17 protein-coding genes are annotated in these 23,401 nt (G+C 60.9%); 8 read left to right on the forward strand and 9 right to left on the reverse strand.

Going from position 1 to position 23,401, the window contains the following annotated elements:
• The first annotated feature begins 184 nt into the window (after positions 1–184).
• On the forward strand, positions 185–1,243 hold the full coding sequence (locus AC1D08_RS17355) for a helix-turn-helix domain-containing protein (RefSeq protein WP_477228359.1): 1,059 nt from the start codon (positions 185–187) through the stop codon (positions 1,241–1,243).
• 302 nt (positions 1,244–1,545) lie between these two features.
• Here the strand turns inward: AC1D08_RS17355 and AC1D08_RS17360 are convergent, their stop codons facing one another.
• On the reverse strand, positions 1,546–3,072 hold the full coding sequence (locus tag AC1D08_RS17360; RefSeq protein WP_477423628.1) for a DegQ family serine endoprotease: 1,527 nt from the start codon (positions 3,070–3,072) through the stop codon (positions 1,546–1,548).
• Positions 3,073–3,337: 265 nt separating this feature from the next.
• The gene (locus AC1D08_RS17365; protein ID WP_457155554.1) at positions 3,338–3,634 is read right to left on the reverse strand and encodes a hypothetical protein; all 297 of its coding nucleotides are present in this window, start codon (positions 3,632–3,634) and stop codon (positions 3,338–3,340) included.
• A 439-nt stretch (positions 3,635–4,073) separates the two neighbouring features.
• On the opposite strand from AC1D08_RS17365, the gene AC1D08_RS17370 reads away from it, so the two are divergent.
• From AC1D08_RS17370 to AC1D08_RS17400, 7 genes are all read left to right on the forward strand, one after another.
• Positions 4,074–6,140, forward strand: a complete 2,067-nt coding sequence (locus tag AC1D08_RS17370; RefSeq protein WP_477423630.1) for a PAS domain-containing sensor histidine kinase — start codon at positions 4,074–4,076, stop codon at positions 6,138–6,140.
• Positions 6,137–6,784 carry a response regulator transcription factor gene (locus AC1D08_RS17375; RefSeq protein ID WP_477423632.1) on the forward strand — a complete coding sequence of 216 codons (648 nt, stop codon included), beginning with the start codon at positions 6,137–6,139 and terminating at the stop codon, positions 6,782–6,784. The genes AC1D08_RS17370 and AC1D08_RS17375 overlap by 4 nt, the downstream gene beginning before the upstream one ends.
• The gene (locus AC1D08_RS17380; RefSeq protein ID WP_477228363.1) at positions 6,781–7,170 is read left to right on the forward strand and encodes a response regulator; all 390 of its coding nucleotides are present in this window, start codon (positions 6,781–6,783) and stop codon (positions 7,168–7,170) included. Before AC1D08_RS17375 ends, AC1D08_RS17380 begins: the two co-directional genes overlap by 4 nt.
• 17 nt (positions 7,171–7,187) lie before the next feature.
• Positions 7,188–7,925, forward strand: a complete 738-nt coding sequence (locus AC1D08_RS17385; protein WP_477228364.1) for a response regulator transcription factor — start codon at positions 7,188–7,190, stop codon at positions 7,923–7,925.
• A 151-nt stretch (positions 7,926–8,076) separates the two neighbouring features.
• A complete protein-coding gene (locus AC1D08_RS17390; protein WP_457154227.1) occupies positions 8,077–8,442 on the forward strand; it encodes a hypothetical protein in 366 nt (121 codons plus the stop codon).
• Positions 8,443–8,667: 225 nt separating this feature from the next.
• Positions 8,668–11,535, forward strand: coding sequence for an ATP-binding protein (locus tag AC1D08_RS17395; RefSeq protein ID WP_457154226.1), 2,868 nt, complete (start codon positions 8,668–8,670; stop codon positions 11,533–11,535).
• Between the two features lie 388 nt (positions 11,536–11,923).
• The gene (locus tag AC1D08_RS17400; protein ID WP_477228365.1) at positions 11,924–12,706 is read left to right on the forward strand and encodes a sensor histidine kinase; all 783 of its coding nucleotides are present in this window, start codon (positions 11,924–11,926) and stop codon (positions 12,704–12,706) included.
• 167 nt (positions 12,707–12,873) lie between these two features.
• Here the strand turns inward: AC1D08_RS17400 and AC1D08_RS17405 are convergent, their stop codons facing one another.
• From AC1D08_RS17405 to AC1D08_RS17435, 7 genes are all read right to left on the reverse strand, one after another.
• Positions 12,874–13,107, reverse strand: a complete 234-nt coding sequence (locus AC1D08_RS17405; protein ID WP_457155661.1) for a hypothetical protein — start codon at positions 13,105–13,107, stop codon at positions 12,874–12,876.
• A gap of 266 nt (positions 13,108–13,373) precedes the next feature.
• Positions 13,374–14,606: an efflux RND transporter periplasmic adaptor subunit gene (locus AC1D08_RS17410; RefSeq protein ID WP_477228367.1), complete on the reverse strand. Its 1,233-nt coding sequence runs from the start codon at positions 14,604–14,606 to the stop codon at positions 13,374–13,376.
• A gap of 14 nt (positions 14,607–14,620) precedes the next feature.
• Entirely contained in the window at positions 14,621–17,794 is a 3,174-nt protein-coding gene (locus AC1D08_RS17415) for an efflux RND transporter permease subunit (RefSeq protein WP_457153529.1), read from the reverse strand.
• 346 nt (positions 17,795–18,140) lie between these two features.
• Complete coding sequence (locus tag AC1D08_RS17420) at positions 18,141–18,869, reverse strand: alpha/beta fold hydrolase (protein ID WP_457153531.1); 729 nt, start codon at positions 18,867–18,869, stop codon at positions 18,141–18,143.
• Between the two features lie 369 nt (positions 18,870–19,238).
• Positions 19,239–19,826 carry a hypothetical protein gene (locus AC1D08_RS17425; protein WP_457153528.1) on the reverse strand — a complete coding sequence of 196 codons (588 nt, stop codon included), beginning with the start codon at positions 19,824–19,826 and terminating at the stop codon, positions 19,239–19,241.
• On the reverse strand, positions 19,819–22,116 hold the full coding sequence (locus AC1D08_RS17430) for an FdhF/YdeP family oxidoreductase (protein WP_477423634.1): 2,298 nt from the start codon (positions 22,114–22,116) through the stop codon (positions 19,819–19,821). The genes AC1D08_RS17425 and AC1D08_RS17430 overlap by 8 nt, the downstream gene beginning before the upstream one ends.
• Before the next feature lie 99 nt (positions 22,117–22,215).
• A complete protein-coding gene (locus tag AC1D08_RS17435; RefSeq protein ID WP_457155137.1) occupies positions 22,216–23,292 on the reverse strand; it encodes a helix-turn-helix transcriptional regulator in 1,077 nt (358 codons plus the stop codon).
• Positions 23,293–23,401: the final 109 nt, after the last annotated feature.

Consider the following 23,401-nt stretch of genomic DNA (forward strand, 5'->3'; position numbering starts at 1 on the left):
CCGGCCCATTGGTCCGCTCGGTACATGCACCATTACAATCGATCGCGACGTCCAATCACAAACCAAAGTATGAGCAGTTCAGACCAATACTCTAAGTCCACCTACGGATGTAGAATGGAGTAAATCATCACCGGCGCTCTACGCTGACATCAGATGGGATAACCCGAAGGATGTGCGCCAAGCCATGTTGATGAATCCTGCCTCCCGCGACATCGATTTACCCGCGATTGCTGCCTTCGCGGCCAATGCTCGGCGACCGGAGCAAACGGACCCATTCTTGTCGGCGGATTGGCGCGCTCCGTTCAACGGCGGAAAGGCACAGCGTACCAACTCCGTGGCGCATGCGCAGTTCGGGCGCCGGAGCGCCGATGGGGCCGATTGCCGTGTCGAGATATCTTCAGGCGACGCGGTGAGCAGTCGCACGGTGATTTCGGATGGGATAGTTGCCGAGGTGGTCCAAGCCGCCGGTCATGACAAATTCGAATTCCGGTTTCGCGCGCCCATGCACTTGCTGGTGGTCTACGAGCAGGGCACGCGCCGAGACGGTGACACCTTCGTCGAAGGTTTGCCCCGGTCGAAACTGCGGGATTTTGGTCGCCGGCTTACCTTGGTGCCCGCCGGTCGCGAATATCTCGAATGGCATGCGCCGCGGACGGCTGCGCGTCTCATGTTTGTCTATCTTGATCCTGCCAAGCTGCAAGTTCCGTCCAACGCTGGCATGACCGATGTGACGTTCGTTGCGAAGCTCTTCTTTGAGGACGCAACGCTTTTGGGCACCGCCCTCAAACTGATGAGGTCGCTCGAAAGTCCAAACCTGGAGAATTGGCGTTACCTGGAAGCACTGGGCATCGTCCTGGCTCATGAGTTGGTCCGTTTCCACGAGAGAACGCCGAGAGCCGAACCTCAGCTTCGAGGGGGACTTGCGGCTTGGCAGGAGCGGGTAGTAAAGGCCCATATCGAGGCCCATTTGGGCGAACCGGTACCGCTCGCCACTCTCGCGGAGCTTTCCCGGTTGAGCCCATGTTATTTTTGCCGCGCCTTCAAGCTTTCTTTTGGGATGCCTCCGCATCGGTATCATATCAACCGTCGAATCGAGCATGCCAAAGGTCTCCTTGCGACGCGGGCTCATTCGGTGACGGACATCGGATTGACTGTCGGATACAGCGAAACCAGCTCATTCACGGCCGCTTTTCGCAAGGCGACCGGCCTGACGCCGAGTGCTTACCAGCGGAGCCTTGGATAGGCCCTGGACGGCCCGGCTGGCTGGGACCCGGCCTGGCTGGGAATTGCGCAGTTCTTGAAATTCGACCCTGAAGTCGGCGCTCTTCGATCGAGACTTCGTCCTGGCTGTCACCTTCCCCGGCCTTGATCGGAGATGTGGGTTCTTGGCGCAATTGACGGGCGAGTTTTCTCCGCCCGATCCGCCACTTCCGTTTGATCGCTCTCGCCGAGCAACTCGGTGACCGCATTTCGTCCCCTCAGGAGACTGAAATCGTTTCGCGTCAATATGACGTACCATTCCGGCGGTTTTGGCATCCTCACATTTCAACCATTGCCGCATGGCACAGCGATGAACGTCTGCTGGTCGCCGCGCTTGACCAGCAGCAGCGCCGACTTCTTGCTGGATTTTGCTGCGACACTAATGGCTTGGCTGGTGTCCTTCGCCGTCTTCACCGGCACGCCATTGACCGAGATGATGATGTCGCCCAATTCGATGCCGGAGGTGGCTGCCGGCTGGTCCGGATCGACACCCTCGACCACGGCACCATAAACCTGTGAAGGCACATTCAAGGCCTGGCGAACGGTTCGATCGAGGTCACCAAGCGCTAGACCAAGTGTTGGAAAACTGGAATGCAGCGGCTGTGCAGAGTTGATTGTGGCCACCGGTTTGACGCTGGCGTCATTGCCGCCGATGACCACCGACAACGCAACTGTCTTCCCATTGCGCCAAACGGACAGTACTTCCCTTTTTCCCGGCACGAGATCCGCCACGGCTCGAGACAGGGTCTTGGGCTCGTTGATGGTTTGACCGGCAAATCCGGTGATGACGTCGCCGGTCTCGATGCCGGCATGAGCGGCGGGCGATCCGTCGCCGACATCCGCGACCAAAGCACCTTCAGGCGTCGGCAGGCCGAGGGCGTTGGCGAGGTCCGTTGTGACCGGCTGCATCTCGATGCCGAGCAGCCCATGTTCGATCGAACCGTTCTTCACCAGCTTGGCGACGATCTTTTCGGCCTCATTGGAAGGGATCGCAAATCCGACGCCGACACTGCCGCCATTGGGCGAGTAGATCGCGGTGTTGATACCGACGACAGTGCCGTTGGTGTCGACGAGAGGTCCACCCGAATTGCCGTGGTTGATCGGCGCGTCGATCTGAAGGAAATCGTCGTAGGGACCACTGTTGAGGTCGCGCCCGCGGGCGGAAACGATTCCCGCAGTGACTGTCGTTCCGATGCCGAACGGATTGCCAATCGCCAGAATCGGGTCGCCTGCCCTGAGTCTGTCGGAATCGCCCCAGGCAACAGTGGGAAGAGGCTTCCCAGCCCTTATTTTCAGGACCGCAAGGTCTGATTTTGCGTCGCGGCCGACAAGGGTTGCCGGCAGCTCGGTTCCATCGTCCAGCGTCACCATGATATCCGAAGCTCCGTCGATGACATGGTTGTTGGTGACGATGGTGCCGTCTGAACTGATGATGAAGCCGGAGCCGAGGGCCTCTGCCAGTTGCGTCGCTCCCTGCGGTGGTGCCTTGGGCGCCGGAATCCCTCGATTGCCGAAGAATCGAGGCAGCCGTTCATCGGACGACAGACCGCTGTCCGAGGGCTGGGCTTGGCCATCGGGCGCCGATGAAGTTTTCATGATCGACGTGATCGTCACCACTGCCGGTTTGTCGGCCGCAACGATCGGAGCATAGGAGGTGGCCGGAGCGCGATTGGCGGAGGCATCCGGGGAGGAGGCCATTTTCGTATCGGCCAAACTCGCGTTCAGAGCGACCCCAGCGACGAGCGGCGCTACGAGGACGGCGGAGAAAAGCAGCACGGCGCGGTGCCTGCGGAGGATGTTGAAAGTTGACATGGTCGCGACCCGTGCGAGGCTTTGGTCCTGGCGCCGTGGCGTGTTCCTCGTGCGGAACCGTCTATCCGGCGTACGGCCGATCGGATGCGCTAGCCTCGCTGATTAGCTTCCGATCAAGCCGATTTACTAGGCTGGTACTTGTTGCTTCCGGTTTGTGCCTTTGTCGGCAAGACTGCGAAGGCTACTAGCGGCGCGACGCAGTGTCTTTCGAGATCGACCACGTCGATTGTCGACATGTCACCTCGCGGGAGGCCCGCGTAAGGCTTCAGTCAACTCTGGCCACTTCAGCTGCCTGATCTGGAATCAAGAGCACCCGGTAGGTTGTCCCTTCGCATCGGAGCAGGTAGGCGGTCTGATTTGGTACGGACTCGGCCGCAATGCGCTTGGCAGAACTTGGATTTCTGCAAGGGAAGCCTTGGCTTCGCACCTGGTCGGCAACCACGCTTGCCACGGTGTCCTGGTCTTTGGCTGCAGCGGTCGCTACGGTGCCGGCGAGACAGATCGACAAGAAAACGCCGGCGCCAATGGATGAAATCTGCACCAGCGCTCGATTGCAGCCCATTTGTGTAGTCTCCTCTTCGTATTCCGCCGGCAACCGCTACCGCAGAAAATTGGTGGCTTCGATCTTGGAAGACGTCAGTCGTAGACGTTCACATCGTGACCGACTCCGACAGGTCGCCGCCAGCCCGACATTCATCTATGTGCCATTCTTGGGCCGCCTTCCATCGCGTTCGACAGCAGCATACCCGCTGGTTTGTGGACGGCTTTGTCTGCTTTGCGGCGGCTGGCCCTTCCTTGCGGTTATCACCCCTGGTGTTACGGCAGCGGCGGGCGACCGGCCGTCTATCACATCTTTCCATTATGCCTGGGTGGCATGCTGTTCTGATATAGTGTGGTAGAAGTCCGATATCTCGGGGGACCGATCGTGTCGTCTTCTGGCAGGGCGAGGTCCTGATGCCGATTTACGCGGCAGCAGTAGCTGCGTCCGGAGGTGTCCAAAAATGAAAGCAAAGCCGCCGCTGCGGAAGTATGGCTCGACAATAGCCATTTCCGGCGCCGGCTTGTCGGTATTCTGGCTGTCCAGCGAATTGGTTGAGACCGCCGGAGCCAATATTTACGTGAGTTTGACCCTCCTCGCCGCGACTGCGATCTTGACCGGCTTTCTCATTCAAGGGCCGCAAGGGCAGGGTGCGTCGGATCGCACTGGGTATGACGCGCATGAGTTCTTGGAGAGCATTCCCGGACCGGCATGGATCGTCGACCCGGAAGGCCGGTTAACCGAGGTGAGCACGAGCCTTCGGGCCTATCTCGGCACCGTCGACACCAGCAATCTCCCTTGCCGGCAGGTTATTCATCCGAAGGACTTCGACCGAACTGCAGGCCTCATGTCGCAATGCCTGGAGAATGGCCAGGAATTCCATGGCGCATGCCGGCTTCGTCGCCACGATGGGACTTATCGCTGGTTCCGTGTCGCGGCTCGGCCCCGGTTCGATCGGAACGGCAAGTTCATCGGGTGGTATGGTGTCCTGCTCGATATCGATGACTTGAAGAAAGTGGAACAGGCTTTGGAGGCCAGAGAGTTCCAGCTCCAGCGGCTGATCGACACCCTTCCGACACTGGTCTGGTCCGCCCGCCCAGACGGTTCCACCGAATTCCTGAGCCGGAGATGGCACGAATACACGGCGCTGTCTCAGGAGCAGGCAGCCGGCTGGGGTTGGACTGCCGCCATACACTCGGACGATCGAGACCGGCTTGTCGAATACTGGCGATCTCTCCTGGCAGCTGGTGCGGCGGGCGAGATCGAGGCCCGGCTACGCCGCTTCGATGGCCAGTACCGCTGGTTCCTTTTCCAAGGCGAACCAGTGCGCGATGGCTCCGGCACTGTGGTCCAGTGGTTCGGGAGCAACACCGACATCGACGATCGCAAGCGGACCGAGGAGGCATTGCGAGCCAGACAGTATGAACTCCAGCAACTTATCGACACCATACCGACACTCGTCTGGTCCGTCACTCCCGAGGGCGAACCAGCCTACATCAACAAGCAGTTGGAAACCTACTACGGCCGCAAGATCGACCCCACTCAGCCCAAGGAGGGTTCCAGGCTGGATGGGGCACTTGGCCGCCTTATGCATCCCGATGACTTGGAGGCTGTGAAGAGGAACCTGATGCACTCATTGAAGACCGGGGAGCCTTTCGCCATGCGGTACCGCAACCGCCGGGGCGACAGCGTCTATCGCTGGGTTGACAATCGCGCCCTGCCACTTCGGGACGACGATGGCCGCATCGTGAAATGGTACGGCGTCATCATCGACATCGATGACGAGATGAGAGCACATGACGCCGTTCGTGCGACCCAGGAAAAGCTTTCGCGCGCTTCGCAGCTTGCGAGCCTCGCCGAGCTGTCGGCCTCGATCGCGCATGAGGTCAATCAGCCCTTGGCGGCTGTCATCACCGACAGTCATGCCTGCCAACGCTGGCTGTCGGCGGATCCTCCAAACCTGCAGCGGGCACGCATTACCGCGGAGCGAATCGTTCGCGATTCCATGGCCGCGGCCGAGGTCGTCAGCCGAATACGAGCACTCTTCACACAGACCGCCTCGTCCAGAACTTCAATCAATCTCAACGAGGTGATCGGCGAGGTGCGTCAGCTTTTGTTCGACGAAATAGTCTCGCAGGACATCTTCGTTGGGACGGATCTCGATCCGGCGCTGCCGTTGGTGCTCGCCGACCGCGTGCAGATGCAGCAGGTGCTGGTCAATCTGGTCCGCAACGGGATCGAGGCAATGAAGTCGACAACCGACGTGTCGAAATCACTGAAGTTTGGATCACGTCGCTATGGGGAGAACGCGATCCTGGTCGACGTCCGCGACAACGGCGACGGAATTGCCGAACCAGAACGAATTTTCGAACCGTTCTTCACCACGAAGGCGGAGGGGATGGGCATGGGCCTGGCAATCTGTCGCTCGATACTGGAATCACACGACGGCCGGCTTTGGGCAGAGAGCATCGAGCCAAGGGGAACGGTGTTCTCGTTTACGCTGCCGATCCAATCGGGCGATGCGGCATGACCCAGGACGACTGTATCATTTTCATCGTTGATGACGACAAGCGCATATGCGCGGCGCTGTGCGACCTTCTGGCGGCAAGAGGCCTGGCTTCCGTTGCCTTCAACTCGATTGCCGAATATCTAGCTTTTCCTCGGCCGGACCTGCCCGGTTGCCTGATCCTCGATGTCGAACTGCCGGACATCAACGGGCTGGAATTCCAGAAACAGACCGGCCACGAGCAACATCCGCCTATCGTCTTCATCACCGGACACGGCGACATTCCATCTTCTGTACGCGCCATCCAGCGCGGCGCCGTGGACTTCCTCACCAAACCGTTCAGCGAAACCGAGTTGATGAAGTCCATCCACACGGCGATCGATCGGGATTGCGGCGTCCGCCTGGAGCGGGCCGAGCTTGTGGCGCTACAGCGCCGCCTTTCCTCCTTGACCTCCCGCGAACGCCAGGTTCTGCCGCTGGTCGTCAGCGGTCTGCTCAACAAGCAGGCGGCTGCCGAACTTGGGATCAGTGAGGTGACGCTGCAAATCCACCGCGGCAAGATCATGCACAAGATGCAGGCAGCATCGCTGGCCGATCTCGTGAGGATCGCCCAAAGGCTGCAAGTACCAGTAACTCATTCTCGGCGCGCAGGAATATCTTCGAAATGAAAACTGTACGGAAATCAACGATCGCGGTTGTCGATGACGACGTTCGGGTCCTCGAGTCGATCGAGGATCTCCTGGAGTCGGCGGGGCACTCGGTGCGTCTGTTCTCATCCCCTCAGTCTTTCCTCGAACGCGACGAGTTGCGCAGGATAGATTGCCTGATTGCCGATATCGGCATGCCAGTTGTCGACGGCTTCGAGCTTCGCCGGCGTGCGCGAATTGTGCGCCCCGACTTGCCCGTCATTTTCATAACGGCGCGCCATGAAGCCGCAGACCAAAGGCGCGCGGCTGCTGAAGGTCATCATGGGTTCTTTCGAAAGCCCTTCGATGCTTCAGCATTGCTTGCGGCGGTCGCCCTGGCCGTTTTGGCCTCATCGCAAGGGGAGTAATGATGACAAGTGATCTAATGACCAGAGATTATGAACGCCTGCTGCTGGAACCGACGCAGTCATATGCCCGTCCGGTGGCTGCCCCCATCTATGCTGGGACTACCCAAAATGCATTCGTCTTCATCGTCGAAGACGATGTTGCGATGCGCGAAGGGCTGGTCGACTTGTTGGAATCCGTCGGTTTGCAGAGCCAGGCCTTCTCGTCTCCGACCGAGCTGTTGAACATGGAACTGCCCGACCTTGCGAGCTGCTTCGTGCTGGACATTCGTATGCCCGGCATCAGCGGTCTCGACTTTCAGGCTCGCCTTGTCGCAGCCGGCGTCCGTATACCAATCATATTCATGACCGGCCACGCCGACGTGCCGATGGCGGTGAGAGCCATGAAGGCTGGTGCAGTCGACTTTCTGACGAAGCCGTTTCGCGAACAGGAAATGCTGGATGCCGTCACAAGGGCCATCGAGCTGGACGGCATGCGCCTCGATAGCAATCGGCGGGCGATCGAGACGTTCACCCGATTTCAGACGCTGAGCGAGCGCGAACGCGAGGTGATGGATCTGGTGACAGCAGGATTGATGAACAAGCAGGTTGCTGGAAGGATTGGCGTGGTAGAATCCACGGTTAAGATTTATCGTGCTCAAGTCATGAGAAGGATGGGCGCGCAATCCCTGGCCGATTTGGTCAGAATGGCCGAGTTGCTGCGCTCGGCACCTGCTCGCACAACTAGCCTCAGGGCTATTTTGGATAGACCTAAGTAGTGGTCCAACCCGCCGAACGAATACGAAACTGTACCAAGCCAGAATGGAGGCTCGGACACGCTTCCTTTATCCTTGCGCTTCTCTCCGCGGCAGCGCGCAGAAAGACATTCTGCCCGATCGCAATAGAGGGGGGCTGGGAGCGGTATCATCGGTGTCGATGTTGCAGGACATTCTCGACTGGAGCGTGGCCGAAGGAGATTTGCCCTTCGTTTTCGGCTTGGTGGGCGACCGAAACGGCGTTCGCTGCTCCGGCTCAGCCAGTGAAGCGTCTCCGCTGGGCAGGGCCACGGAGGACGCGCTTTTCCGTATTTTCTCGATATCGACATCGATTTTCGCGACCGCTGCCATGATCCTTGTCGATCGCGGCAAGCTCAATGCCTATACTTCCGCCGAAGACATCGTCAGAAAGTGGACCTGCCAGCGACAGGATCGGTCCAATGCAGACGTGCCGGAGCAAGATCCCTTGCCGCCGGTCGCGCCTTTCAGCCTCGAATGGAGTCCATCAACAAGGAACTAGGCACAATGACATTGCACATGCTGCCGCCGAGAGAATTGCGGTTTCTTCGCTTCGCGCAGAGCACGGCACCAAGATGCGCTGGCGCCTCCGTTTCGCCACGTCTTTCGGACACGGCCCAATATGATCCCGGAGCGCCGGTCCCGGCGAGTTAAAGGTCGCAAAAAGATGCAAAGAAGATCGCCCGGATCTTCGAGCATGAGGCTGGCAGCGCCCAGGACGACTGTCATGGCAAGTGGCGGTGAATTAGGGATCGGCGAAATCCTGTCTTTCGGCTCGTACCGCTTGATCGGGGCTGAGCGATTGCTGGTCAAGGATGGCACACCGGTCGCTATTGGCGGCCGCGCGCTTGACGTTCTGATTGCGTTGACCGACCGAGCGGGGGAGATCGTGAGCGGGCGAGAACTGATCGATCTCGTTTGGCCGGGCGTCTTCGTCGAGGAAGCCAATCTTCGTGTGCACATCGCCGCCATTCGCAGAGTGCTGGCAGACGGCAAAGACGGGTCTCGATACATCGTCAATGTTCCCGGCCGGGGCTACACTTTCGTTGCACCGGTTCGGCGCTCAAACGCGGACGGCACCGACCTGATTGTCGCTCCTGCCGGTCCCGTGCTGCCTCCGAGTCTCCCGGCGCCCTTGCAACTGCTGGTCGGACGGGACGAGACCGTCGCCACCCTTTCCTCGCTGCTGTTGTCGCGACGCTTCGTCAGTGTGGTCGGGCCAGGCGGAATAGGAAAGACGACCGTCGCCGTCGCGGTCGGCCACGCGCTGCGTCGGGAATTAGGCGACGATGCGGTTTGCTTCGTTGATCTCGGTTCGCTCACCGCTCCAGCAGACGTTCCCGCTGCCGTCGCGTCGGCACTCGGCTGCTTTGTCCAGGGGCCCGACCCCGAGCTGTACATAAGCGCCTTCCTGGCCGATAAGCGGACCCTTGTCGTTCTTGACAATTGCGAACATGTGATCGAGACGGCTGCGCCGCTGTGCGAACGGCTCTTTCGCGCAGTGCCGTCGCTGCACTTGTTGACGACCAGTCGCGAGTCGTTGCGCGTTGAGGGCGAGTATGTGCATTTGCTGATGCATCTCGACAGTCCGCCTAACGACACGCCATCTGCCGTTCAGGCGCTGGCTTCGCCCGCCGTCCAGCTTTTCATGGAGCGGGCGGGATCGAGCGGGCACCGTGCCGAGCTCAGCGACACCGAAGCTCCAATCGTTGCGAATATCTGCCGCCGGCTTGATGGAATTGCTCTGGCGATCGAGCTGGTTGCCAGTCGTGTGGGCACCAACGGTATTCAAGGAACCGCCGATCTCCTGGACAGCGGCGCCGGGCTGTTCCTGCAGGGCCGGCGATGCGCGTCGCCCCGGCATCAGACGCTGCAGGCCATGCTCGACTGGAGCTTCAGGCTCCTGTCAGCGGATGAGCAGAGAACCCTCTGCAGGCTGTCCGTATTCGTTGGCCAATTCACGCTGGCGGCGGCGCATGCAGTCGCCGGGGGCGATGGCGAGACGCAAATGGTCACCAACACGATCGCCAGCCTGATCGACAAGTCTCTCATGGGGGTATTGTCGACAAGCGGGCCTGCTTACTACAGGCTCCTGGACACAACACGCGCCTATGCCGCGGCCAAGCTCGCGGAAGGCGGGGAGGCGGATGCGGCCGAAAGACGTCACGCTTGCCACTTCGTCGACTTGCTGGAGCATGGCTTGGCCAAAGGGTCGGCTTTTGATGCCCACAACGTAGCCGCCTACGCTCCGCACATTGGCAACGTCCGCAAAGCGCTCGCGTGGAGTTTTTCAAGCTCGGGCGACCGTTCCATCGCCATTAAGCTGGCTGCGCATGGGGCTGCGTTATTCCTGGGGCTTTCACTGCTGGATGAGTGTCAACAATGGTGCCGGCGAGCACTGGGCTCGCTGCACGAGACGGATCACGGGATGCAACTGGAACTGGAGCTCCAGGGAGCTCTGGCGATGTCAGCCATGTACGCCCGCGGCAACAGCTTGGAAGTCAGGGCCGGCATCGAGCGCGGCCTGGACCTCTCCGAGACTTTGCGGGATGGAGGACGTCAACTCCAGTTGCTTTCTGGACTCTACATTTTTCTCACGCGCCAGGGCGACTTCAGCGGCGCCTTGGCGGCGGCCAAACGAAGCGACACCGTTGCCAAGGCGAGCGGCGGCCCGACCGAAAACGCAATGACCGAATGGATCTTGGGTGGATCGTATCATCTAACCGGCAATCAGGCGGCTGCGCTGCGTCACTGCAAACAAGGCATGAGGCTTGCGTCAGATTTCAAGCTGGGGAGGGTGAGCTTCTTTGGCCACGACCACCGTGCATCAGGGCTCGCAACGCTCGCCAGGTCTTTGTGGCTGTGCGGCTTCGCGGATCAGGGTTGCAAAATTGCACGTCAGGGGATCAAGACTGCGCAAGGCTACGATCACCCGGTCTCATCTTGCATTGCTCTCATCTATCTCATCCCTGTTCTCCACTGGAGTGGCGATCTTAAAGCAGCGGAAGAGCATACCGAAATCGTAATCGAGCAGGCTATCAAATACTCCCTTGCCCCCTATCACGCCGTTGGCCTCGCGCTGAAAGGTGAATTCATGGTCGCGCGCGGCGATGCGGCATCGGGCGTCGAAATCCTGCGGGCAGGACTGAAAGCGATGGATGCCAATCGGTACCGCATCGTGACGTTGCCGGCATCGCGTGCCTTGGCCGAGGGCCTGGCCCTTTCCGGTCGGCCGGAGGAAGCGCTGGCCACCATAGACGAGGCTGTGGCGCATGCGGAGCAAGTCGGAGAGATACTCTGGTTGCCCGACCTGCTGCGAGCCCGAGGCGAAATCCTGCTGGCGCGGCCGAGACCGGACCTTCCTGCAGCAGAGGGTTCGCTGCTCCGCTCGATCGATCGTGCCCGCAAGCAATCCGCCCTGGGCTGGGAGTTGAGAGCTGCAATTCCTCTGGCACGCGTGTGGCGGGAACACGGCCGGAGCGGGGACGCCCGCTCCATGCTCGACCACATCTACCAACGGTTCAAAGAGGGATTTGGAACCCAAGATCTGGTTGCCGCGCGCCGACTTCTCGACGAACTGAGCTCGACCAACTGAGTTCTGCAAACCAGTCGCGGTCCGCCTTCAACCCCCGTGGCTCTTTCGTGCTCGCGCCAGGCGCCTGGAGCGATGCCCCACGCATGTACCTATTCACAGCCTGTCTTGGGCGCGAATATTTACAGCTATTTGCAACGCTGAACTCGCCTCACAGCTCATAGAGCGGATAGTTCCATGGCATGGAGTACCAGGCAATCGGCACGCTGGAGGGAGTCAGAATTGGGACATTCGCGTGGCTTCCTCACACCGAACGCTCCGGAACATTTCCTCCCCGGCAGCGGAATAGTCTTGGCGCGCGCGTTTGCAAGGTCAGGCGGATCGATCGCCCGCAGCCCTAGGTACCGCCCACGACCAAATCGAACCCTCTTGGCGCAGGAGTCCGCAGCTTATGTTTAGCACCCAATCGACAACGATAGGCGAGCGCGCGGTGTGCATTGCGCATGAAGTGAATCAGCCACTTACAGCAATACTGACAAACGCGGAAACCGCCTTGCGGTGGTTGACGAGAGACCCAGCGAACCTCGATGAGGTGAAACGGGCCATTGAACGGATCATCGGCAACAGCCTTCGCGCCGCCGATGTCGTCAGAGGCGTTCGGGATCTTGCTCGAAAATCCCCGCCCATACCGAACAACCTCGACATCAACGACTTGATCAGAGGTCTCCTCAATCTCGTGAGCCTCGATCTGCGCCATCATCGCATCGCGGTCGAGGTGGACCTCGCTGAGAACCTGGAGCCCATCAGGGGCGATCGCTGTCAACTGGAGCGGGTCGTCGCCAACCTCGTCGCGAACGGCATCGAGGCGATGAGCATGGTGCAGGACCGGCAGCGAAAGCTGCGCATCGTCACCCAACTCGACAAGAATGGCGATGTGCTGGTTGCAGTCGGGGACTCGGGCACAGGGCTCGATCCAGCACTTATCGATCGCATCTTCGATCCCCTGTTTACGACCAAGCGCGAGGGCATGGGATTGGGGCTGTGGATATGCCGCTCTATCGTCGCAGCCCACGGCGGTCGGCTCTGGGCCACACCCGATGTTCCGCATGGCAGCATTTTCCAATTCGTCATCCCAAAGACAGTTGAGCCAAACTCAGTCGGATCGAGTCGATGCCGGCGGACGATGCGAACGAACCGCCAGGTCGAAGGGCTTTATCGCGGCGCTCCATTTTGATGATCTCGTTCGGCGGCGTGGGAAGTCGGAAAACATGCCTGTCTTGAGCAACATGGCCTGCCTTGATCGACAGGCGGCGCGCCTGTGACATGTTCATGAGGCTTCACGCTGCAGACCCGCGCCGCTCCTGAGAGACGGCGGGGCTGCGGCGAGACGGTGGAACCTTCTCATTCACCCTTGAGCTGGTGGAGGAAGTTCTTGCCTTCAGCCGGATGGGCCTTGAACGAATTGATGCCGTCAAACCACCCATTCTGGGAGAAGTCGCTGTAATTGCTGCTGTGATCGCCACGGTCGCGACCGCCATCGCGGTCTCCCCCGTGCGACGAGGCGGCAAAGGCGCCGGTGAGCGGAACGGTGACGATCATCGCGGCAAGCACCGCCTTCAGAGGGATAGAACGCATGATTAGATATCCTTTTCGATGAGGATGGCGGCGATTTGTTCACCGCGCATTCCGAGCCACAGGCACTCGGGAACTTTCGGGTTGCGAAGTTGATCTCGCCGCTTCCGTTCTCGTCCTGCATTACTTAACTAGCAATTGGTGGAAGTAATATGTAGTATATCAAAGTATCATCGATGTATGACATAGTATGGATCGCCAACTGGCGATGCGTATACGGCACCAAGGGGGAAATGGGCTTCATTGCACCCCGGGCGTCCGGACCTGAACTAAGATGGTCCGACGGCTGCCGGGCTGATCTGCACCTTGCTGCCCTCGGCAAGTTCGACCGGCGGATTCAGGATCACAAGGTCGCCCTGTTTGACGCCGTCACGGACCTCGACCTCCGTTCCGAGATCGCGCGCCACCGATATTTTCCGGATATGCGCAATGCCGTTCTCGACCACGGCAACCTGCAAACCATCCGCGTTGAAGATGATCGCATCTGCGGACACGGAAAAGCTGGGTGTCTTGCGCGGGATCTGGAGCTCGACAGTACAATAGGTGCCGGGCGTGAGAACACCGTCAGGGTTCGGAATGTCGATTTCGGTCAGCAAGGTCCGTGTGCCCGGTGCCAGCGCATCGGCAATCCGCGTCACCGTGCCGGGGAAGGTACGGCCGGGGATTTCGGGGACCTGGAGCACGGCCTTGACCCCCGGGGTCAGTCCAAAGGCCTGGTCCTGGGGGACGTAGACCTGGGCACGGATCACATCCCCCTGCATGATGGCGAACAGGAAAGTGCTGTTGGTCGTGTCGGCCTGCACTAGGCTGCCGATGTCGACGTTGCGTTGAGTGATGACGCCGTCGAACGGGGCGACCACCTGCTGGTAGGCCTGTTGCTGGTCGAGAACGCGCAACTGGTCCTGCTGCGCATTCACGTTGGCCTGCGCAACGCCGACAGCCGCCTCCTGTGCCTTGAGGGTTTGGACGTCGATCGTACCCTGTTCCTTGGTGATCCAGCCCTGGTCCACCAGGGGTTTGTCTCGTTGCCACGTCACCTTGGCGAGATCGAGATTGGCTTGTGCTTGTTGCAGCGCCGCCTTGAACTGTCCCAAGGTTGCCTGGGCCTGCAAAATCTGGTCATCGAGTTCCGGCACGGCAATCTTGGCTAGCAACTGTCCCTTCTTGACCTTGTCCCCGATATCGGCCTCGCGCGTCTCGATATAGCCGCTGGCTCGCGCGAAGATGTCCGCGACGTCGAAGGCAGTTGTGGTGGCGGGCAGACTGACTTTCACGATGTCGTCGCTCGGCCTTACCGCCGCAACTCGCACCAGCGGAATGAAGTCACGCGCCTGTTTGGCCGAAGCCGCGAGTTCCTGGTTGCGCGAATAGTACCCTTGGGCGCCATAGGCCAGTCCCGTCATCAGCAGAGCGAGCGCGCCCAATGCAAGCAGCCGGCCTCCGCCTCGGCGCGGCGGCCGCTTCATTGCATCATCCATCACCGTGTCGTCGTCCTGATCCAAACGGTGCCTCGGTTTCATGCGATTTCCTCTTCGAAGACGCCGTGAGCCGTCTTGCCGTCCTGTCCGCTACGCAGCATCGCGAACAGGTACGGCACGACGAGGAGCGTCGTGGGCGTTGCAAACAAAAGTCCCCCGATGACCGCGCGCGCCAGTGCGGCATTCTGCTCTTCTCCCGCTCCGCCGATCGCCATGGGAACCATGCCGACGATCATCGCGGCCGCGGTCATAAGCACAGGTCTGATCCGGGTGTGGCCGGCGTCGATCGCGGCGTCGAACGCGGACTTGCCTGCCAACTGCTGGTCCCGGGCGAAGGTCACGAGCAGGATGGAATTGGCCGAAGCAACCCCGACCGCCATGATCGCACCCATCAGTGAGGGCACGTTGAGCGTCGTGCCCGTGATGAACAACATCGTCACGATGCCGCAAAAGGTCGCCGGCAAGGCAAGGATGACGACGAAGGGGTCGCCGAAGTTCTGATAGTTCACGACCATCAGCAGATAGACGAACACGGCGGCGAACAGGATGCCGATGCCGAGATCCCAGAAGGCATCGTTCATGCTCTGGATCTGCCCTATAACCTGGATGGTGTTTCCGGGCGAAAGCTGCTTCTGCAGGTCGGCGACGATCGTGCTGATCTGGCTGGAGACACCTCCCAGATCGCGACCCTGGACGCTTGCATAGACTTCGTAGACTGGCTGGACGTTCGCCTGGTTGGCGTTTGTCGGGAGACTGTCGCGCTTGAACGTCGCGACGTTGCTGAGTTGCCCGGGAACCTGTGCGCCGGCGGTGTTGATGGTTGAGGACACAGGCGTGTTGCCGAGATCGTTCAATGACGCGATCTTGTTTTCCGGTGTCTGAACGGCGAGGTAGTAGGGAATGCCCGTGGTCGGGTCGGTCCAGAAGTTAGGCGACACCTGCTCGGAGGAACTCAGGCTCACATTGATGTTGTTGGCGATCGTGCTGGCATTGAGGCCGAGCTGCGCCGCCCGCGTGCGATCGATGTCGGCATAGAACGCCGGCGCGTCGACTTCCTGCTGCAGGTGTGCGTCGACCACGCCGGGAATGGCGGCGATGCGGCGCCGCAACTCCGATGCAACCCGCAGATTGGTGACGCGGTCATAGCCGACCGTACGGACATCGATCTGCGCCGGCAGTCCAAAATTGAGGATCTGCGTGACGATGTCGGCCGACTGGAAGTAGAACAGAACGTCTGGAAAGGCGCTTGGCAGCGCCGTGCGCAGCTTGCGCACATAGTCGGCAGTCGGCGCGTGGCCGTCTTTCAATGCGACCTGGATCACACCGTCATTCACGCCGATGGTCGATCCATCCGTGAACGCCAAATTGTAGGAACGCGCCGGCAGGCCGATGTTGTCGACGACAAGCTGGAGGTCGCGATCAGGAACGATCTCGCGGATCTTGTCCTCGACAGCCTGGAAGATCTTTTCCGTCTCCTCGATCCGGGTTCCCGCGGGAGCCCGAACATGGAGTTGGATCTGGCCGCCGTCGATCGCGGGAAAGAAATCGCGACCGACGAGCATCGTCAGCACAGCGCCCAATGCGAGCACCAGGGCTGCAATGAGGGGAACGATGAACCGGCGCCTGAGGAGTACGGCCAGCAACTCGGCATAGTGCAGGCGCATGGCCTCGAAACCACGTTCGAACCTGGCGTGAAACCTGCCGAACCAGCCCGTCGAGGCGCCATGGCGTTCGCTTTTGAGCAGCAATCCGATGGTGATCGGAGTGAGCGTCCTCGAAAGTCCATAGGATGCGAGCATCGCGAACACGACGGCAAGACCGAGCGGCGTGAACAGATATTTTGCCGGACCTTCCAGAAAGACCACCGATGTGAACACGCAGCTTATGGCCAGCGTCGACACCAGGGTCGGCACGGCGATACCGGCGGCTCCATGCAGCGTCGCCTGCGGCAGCGTCTGTCTTTCCTCGGTGAGCAGGCGATGGGTGTTCTCGAGCGTCACCGTCGAATCGTCGACGAGGATGCCAATCGCGAGCGCCAGGCCTCCCAGCGTCATCGTATTGAGCGTTTCGCCCAGGAAATACAGCGCCACGACCGACGACAGGATCGCCAGCGGGATCGAGATCATGACGACCAGCGTCGATCGCCACGATCCGAGAAACAGCAGGATCATCAGAGCGGTGAGTGCGGCCGCGATCACGCCCTCCCGCAGCACGCCGGCGATCGATTGCTTGACGAACACCGACTGGTCGAAGAGCTCTCTGATTTCCATGCCGGGAGGCGCCGCGGCGCGTGCCGTCTTCAAGGCATCCCGAACGGCATTGACCACCTCCAGCGTCGAGGCATTGCCGTTCTTGATGATGCTGAGCAGAACCGAATGCCGGCCGTTCTCGCGAACGATGTTCTGCTGGACGAGCCATCCGTCATGGACTTGGCCGACATCCTTGACGAACACCGTAGCGCCATTCACGACCTTGATCGGAATATCGTTGAGCTCATCGATGGTTGCTGGCGTGGCGTTGGTGCGCACGACATACTGTGTGTTGCCGATCTTGGCCGTGCCCGACGGCAAAGTCAGGTTCTGGGCGTTGACCGCGTTGACGACGTCGAGCGGTGTCAGACCCTTGGCCAGGAGCTTCGACGGGTCGAGGTCGACCATGATCTGGCGATATTTTCCGCCCGCCGGAGTCGGCAGTGTGACGCCCGGGATCGGGGCCAGCTGCTGGCGGATCCGATAGATGCCGTAGTCGTAGAGCTGCTGTTCGTTGAGTGTGTCCGAGCTCAGGCTGATCTGCAGGACCGGCACGCTGGAGGCATTGAACTGCACCACGAGCGGTGCCTGGATACCCGGCGGCAGGAGGGCACGAATGGCGTTTGTGGCCGAAACGATCTGCGCGATCGCGAGATCGAGATTCACATCCTGTTGAAAATAGATCTTCTGGACCGACAGCCCCCCTAAGGTCTGCGCCTCGATGTTCTTGATGCCATTGACGTTGGAGCTGATCGCATACTGGCTGTACGTGGTGACACGCTGTTCCATCTCCGGCGTGCTGAGGCCGCCATAGCTCCAGATTACAGTCACCACCGGAATGTTGATTTCCGGAAAGACGTCCAACCGCATCTCGCGACTTGCGACGCCGCCGAGAAAGAGAATCAAGGCAGCCAGCACATAGAACGTGTGCGGAAATCGCAACGCGAACCGAACGATACCCATGCCTCAGCCGATGACCTTCCTGGCAACGTTAGTCGGAACGGCTCGAGCGATGAACGTCGCCGTATTGCCGGATTTTCTTTCAGTGTCTCCGAAATGACTTTGCGCCCATTGCCTCGAATGTCCGGTCCTTGCGCCCAAAAGGCGTCGGCGCCGAGCGTTGCCCGGTGACGTCGCCAAGCTCATCGCCGGGCGCCCGATGGCAGGCTGGTTTGGGCAACATCAGTGCAGTGGGCGAGACCATTGCGACCAGCATGTGGATGCTGCGCGCGGCGGGCGGGCCGTCGCCGGGACAGCCCGCCCAGGCCGTCAGGCCCGTCCGCATAGCTTCGCCGGGGCAAATCCAATGTCATCGGCCCGCCGCAGCCAGAATGAGGTCGGCGACCTCCTTGGGATGGGAAACCAGCGACAGGTGGCCCGCATCGATCTCCACCGTCGTCGCGTGCATGCGTTTGGCGAGGAACCGTTCGAGATCAGGGTTGATCGTCTTGTCCTGCTTCGACACCGCGTAGAACGATGGCTTGGAATGCCATGCAGCCTCTGTGGTTCGTCCGCCGAAGATGGTCGCAGCGGTGGGCTCCTGGACCGCATACAGGATCTTGGCTTGCCTGGGCGCGACACCGTTTGCGAAGTATTTCAGGAATGACTCTTCGGACAATCTGGTGAAGCCATCATTCACCTGGATGCCGGCTCGAACGGGTCCTGCGGGAAAGGTTGCGGAAAGAGCGACGAAGTCCTCACCGGCATCCGGTGCTCGTGCAGCCACATAGACCAGCGATGTAACCTTGGGATCAGTCCCCGCTTCGCTGATGACGGTGCCGGCCCAGGAATGCGCTACGAGCACGGTTGGCCCATCCTGCAGCGCCAGCGCCCGTCGCGTCTCCGCGACCGAGTCTGCCAGCGACGTCAGCGGATTCTGCACCGCGGTTACTCTGAGGCCGGCTGCCTGAAGGAGCGGGATCACCTCGGCCCAGCTCGATCCGTCGGCCCACGCTCCGTGCACGAGCACGACGTTGCGCGCCACGGTATGTGCGGGCTTGGGCGTGGGATTGTCGGCTGCCACGGCGACTCCCGACAGGCCAAGAGTGAGGGCAATTGCGATGGCATTGACGATCTCGCGCACGGGTCTCTTCCTTCCCTTTTTTCAAACAATCGAATGCGCCGATGACCAAGATGAGGGCCAGCGATGCGGTAGCAAATCCTGCGGGCCGGCTCCGTGGCCAAGGCGTTTGCGGAGGCAGCTCGTTGCGACAATCCCGATTTCGCGGTTCGGCGTCTTTCGGAAACGCCCCTGCCTTTCTCGTCGCGCACGAACGGGCAGGTCCGATGGCGATGTGATGGGCGCGCCCGCCGTCGGCAACGACCGAAGGTCACCAAAAAAGGGCGGCGGATCGCTGATGCGACCCACCGCCAGTTCAGGCGCCCGCGGGAGGAGGGGACGGGCGCCTCAGGAGTTCGGCAGAATGGCGCGTGCGCGGAGTGCGTGGGAGCTTCGCCTCCAACGCAACGCTTCGCCACGTGGAAGAGGCTGGGCGGCAAACATTGAGTGAGGGGCAAAGAGCAGGGCCACGAGAAGTCGCGTGGCAGAAAGCGAGTCGCCGGCCGTCGGCAGCGCCAGCATCGCACACTGCCAGATCCGTCCATCGAGCGCCCAGGTCGCCTGTCTTGCTTGCGGCAACTGCTCCGCAGCTGCCCGCACACACAGCCGGCGCAGCTGTCCGCGGCTGGGTTGGGGGAGCGCAGACAGCCTGTGACCACCACGGTCCCCGCCACAAAGCGCGTCCAGCGCCGCGCCCCATCTCGCAAACATGAAGTCTGCTCCCCGCTCAAGCACGATTGCTTCGGCAAGATAGGGTTCCAGAACCCCAAACTGCGCCAGTTCGACACTGCCGCTCGCGCCTTCGGTGGCGCGACCGAACCCGTCCGACCACTTGCCGGCGACCCAGCGCGACGCCGCCCGAAGATCGCCGCGGTCTAGCCGCCAGGGATAGGATCGGCATTGGTCATGAAGGCGCGCGAGTTCGACCTCACCCATGATCAACCGCCTCGGTACACGAGCGCGAAATGCGAATCGGAATTGCTTTGAAGGAGGGCGTGAAACTCATCGGATCGTGCGCATAGAGCGGCACGAGGGGGTTTGCCTCGGGATAGTAGGCCGCACAGCTGCCATTCGGGAAGGCATACGGGACGATCCGAAAATTGGACAGGCGGCGTTCAACGCCGTCGGTGGACAGAGTGATCAAGTCGACGCGGTCGTCGGCCTGGAGGCCACGCCTTTCCATCTCCTGTTCGTTGAGGAAGATCACGTCGCGCTGACCGAAGACACCGCGATAGCGGTCGGACATCGAATATATCGTGGTGTTGTACTGATCATGGCTGCGCACCGTCGTCAGCCATAGAGCGTCTAGACTGTCCAGGGGCGGATCCTCGCCGAGGCCGTCGAAGACGAGGAAATTCGCCTTGCCGGAAACTGTCGCCCAGATGCGTTCGCGCGCGTTCGATGTCAGATGGAAGCCGCCCGGGATGCGAATGCGGGCATTGAAACCCTGGAAGATCGGGAACACGTCTTCGATCGCGTCGCGGATAAGGTCGTAGTCGGCGGTGAAGCTTTCCCAGTCGACGACGGAACCTGCACCCAGCGTCGCCCGTGCAATGCCGGCGACGATTGCAGGTTCGCTCATCAGGTGCTCCGACGCCGGAACATTGCGGCCCGCCGACGCGTGCACCATCGACATCGAATCCTCGACCGTGATCGACTGCGGCCCCGTTGCCTGGACGTCTATTTCGGTGCGCCCGAGGCAAGGCAGGATCAGCGCGTCGCGCCCGTGTACCAGATGGCTGCGATTGAGCTTGGTTGACACTTGGACCGTCAGGTCGAGCTTGCGCAAGGCAGCGCGGGTCACCTCCCAGTCCGGGATGGCTGACACGAAGTTGCCGCCGACGGCGAAGAACACTTTCACCTTGCCGTCTTTCATGGCCTCCAGCGCGGTCACGACGTTGTGGCCATGTTCGGACGGTGGCTTGAAGCCGAAGCGGTGCTCAAGCCGATCGAGAAATTCCTTTGTCGGCGTTTCGGTGATGCCGACCGTGCGATCGCCCTGGACGTTGGAATGACCGCGTACCGGGCAAAGTCCGGCGCCCTCGCGGCCGATATGACCGCGCAGCAGCGCGAGATTGGCCAGCTGCTGCACGTTTTGTGCTCCCCGACGGTGCTGCGTGATGCCCATGCCATAGACAATGATCGCTCGTTCGACCTTCATATAGGCGCGAGCGGCGTATTCGATGTCCTCGCGAGCGAGCCCTGACTGAGACACGATGTCGTCCCATCGCGTCGCCCGCAGGTCGGCGGCGAGAGCCTCGATACCCGTCGTATGGCCCTTGATGAAATCCCAGTCGAGGATCGCCGGCAATTCGCCCGCCCGCGCCGCATCGTCTGCTTCCATGAGAACTTTCATGAGCCCCTTGACGACCGCGACGTCGCCGCCGACACGCACCTGATAGAGCTTGGCGCTGATCGGTGTCGACGTAAGCGTTGCCATTTCGACCGGGCTTTGGGGCGACTGGAAGCGCTCCAGGGCGCGCTCGCGGAACGGATTGAAGGACATGATGGTTGCGCCGCGCCGCGAGGCGTTGCGCAGGCTCGTCATCATGCGAGGGCTGTTGGTGCCCGGATTTTGTCCGAAGATGAAGATGCAGTCCGTCTTGTCAAAATCGGAAAGCAGGCAGGTACCCTTGCCGACGCCGAGCGAGTGCGGCAGGCCGACGCTGGTAGCCTCGTGGCACATGTTCGAGCAATCGGGGAAATTGTTGGTGCCGAACTCTCGCACGAAGAGCTGGTAGAGGAACGCTGCCTCGTTCGAGGTGCGGCCGGATGTGTAGAACTCGGCCATGTTGGGATCCGGCAATCCGTTGAGGTGGCGGGCAATGGTTGCAAAGGCCTCGTCCCAACCGACCCGCACGTAATGGTCGGATGCGCCGTCGTAGGCCATCGGATGGGTCAGGCGTCCGACCATCTCGAGATCGAAATCGCTCCAGCTTGAAAGCTCGGCAACGGTATGGGCGGCGAAAAACTCCGGCGTGCAGCGTTTCGCCGTGGCTTCCCAGGCAACCGCCTTGCCCCCGTTCTCGCAAAACTCAAAGGATGAAGTGTGCTTGGGGTCCGGCCAGGCGCAGCCGGGGCAATCAAATCCCTCCGGCTGGTTCATGCGCCCCAGAGTGGCCGCCCCCTTGATCGGGATTCCCTGCTCGACAAGGTGTTCGCCTAGCGACTTGAGCGCTCCCCATCCGCCGGCCGGGGCATTGTAAGGACGAATGTCATTGGCCATTAGAGACGCCTCTACGAAGAGCTGAAGAATCCTGTGTGGGCAAGAAGCCTTCCGGCAAGCAACATCTTTCCATCGCAGTGCCGCCGCCAGCGCTGTCGGCTATGTTGCACCGGCAGCGCTGCGGGGCGGCAACTCTCCCGGAGCTGCCAGCTGAATGGGCCGCGTGTCCGACCCACGTGGGGGGTGGCGCCAACGGGCGAGATCGCTGTCGAAAGGGCGGTCTGCGACATCCCTGCGATTGCCGCAACGCCAGCGATAGGGTGTCTCGCCAACGAAACGTCCGAAGACCGTGGTGAAATGGGCTTGGTTCTGAAAGCCGACGCTCAGCGCCACGTCGACCAGGGTCATCTCGGTCTCGATGAGCATCTGCTTGGCACGGTCAATCCGCCGCCGCAGCAGGAATTCATGCGGGCGAATGCCGGTGGCCGCCCGGAACTGTGCGGCGAAATACATTCGGCTGAGCCCCGCCACTGCTGCCATGTCCGCGAGCGTAATCGTCTCATCGAGATGTGAATCGACGTATTCGACGACGCGCTTCCATCGCCATTTGGACAGGGCGGCCGTAGAGCGTGCCGCCGGCTCATCCGGGTCTGGCTGCGGATCTGAGCGCAGCGTGAGCAAGCGGGTTACGATGGCAAGGCGGACTGCATCGGCATAGAGGTTGCCAAATCCATCATGGCTGTCTTCTGCCGCCTCGAGCGCCCTGGAAAGACGCTGGACGACCGGATCAGAGGAGTGCCGTTCTGGGACCAGTTCGGCCAGGCCTAGGTCCCGAGGCGCGTGGAAAGCATTCAGACCGTCGATCGCGCTTTGGCCTGCTTGGGCAAATTGCGCCATGGCCCCACAGGGCGCCGCCGTAGGATCAGGGTCTGCCGCTGCATTTGCATGCATCGTTAGACCGCCGCGACGGGGTTGCGGCATCGCTGCAGCGGACACCGAGAGAACCACATTCATATGAGTGAGGGGGATCGAAATCATGCGGCAGTCTGGCGCCACCGGGTAGGCGCCGTTGCCTGCGTCGAATGGGTCGAACAATGACGAGCCGACTTCAGGCGTTCGAGGCGGGCCGGCGACATGCATCGCTCGGACCATGCCGTCGCGTCGAGGAAGGACGGGCAGATCCTCTGCCGGTTGCCGATCGTAATATTCGGATGCAGACAATGAGTGGAACTGCATTGGGCCCGTGCTCCTCTAGCCTCAGAATTTTCTTCTGCTTGCTGGTCAAGGTACACGGGTGGGAAATCTGCTCCATTGAATGGCCGTCTGAATGAATCATATCATCAGC

The sequence above is a fragment of the Mesorhizobium sp. P2_E6 genome, assembly GCF_056403835.1.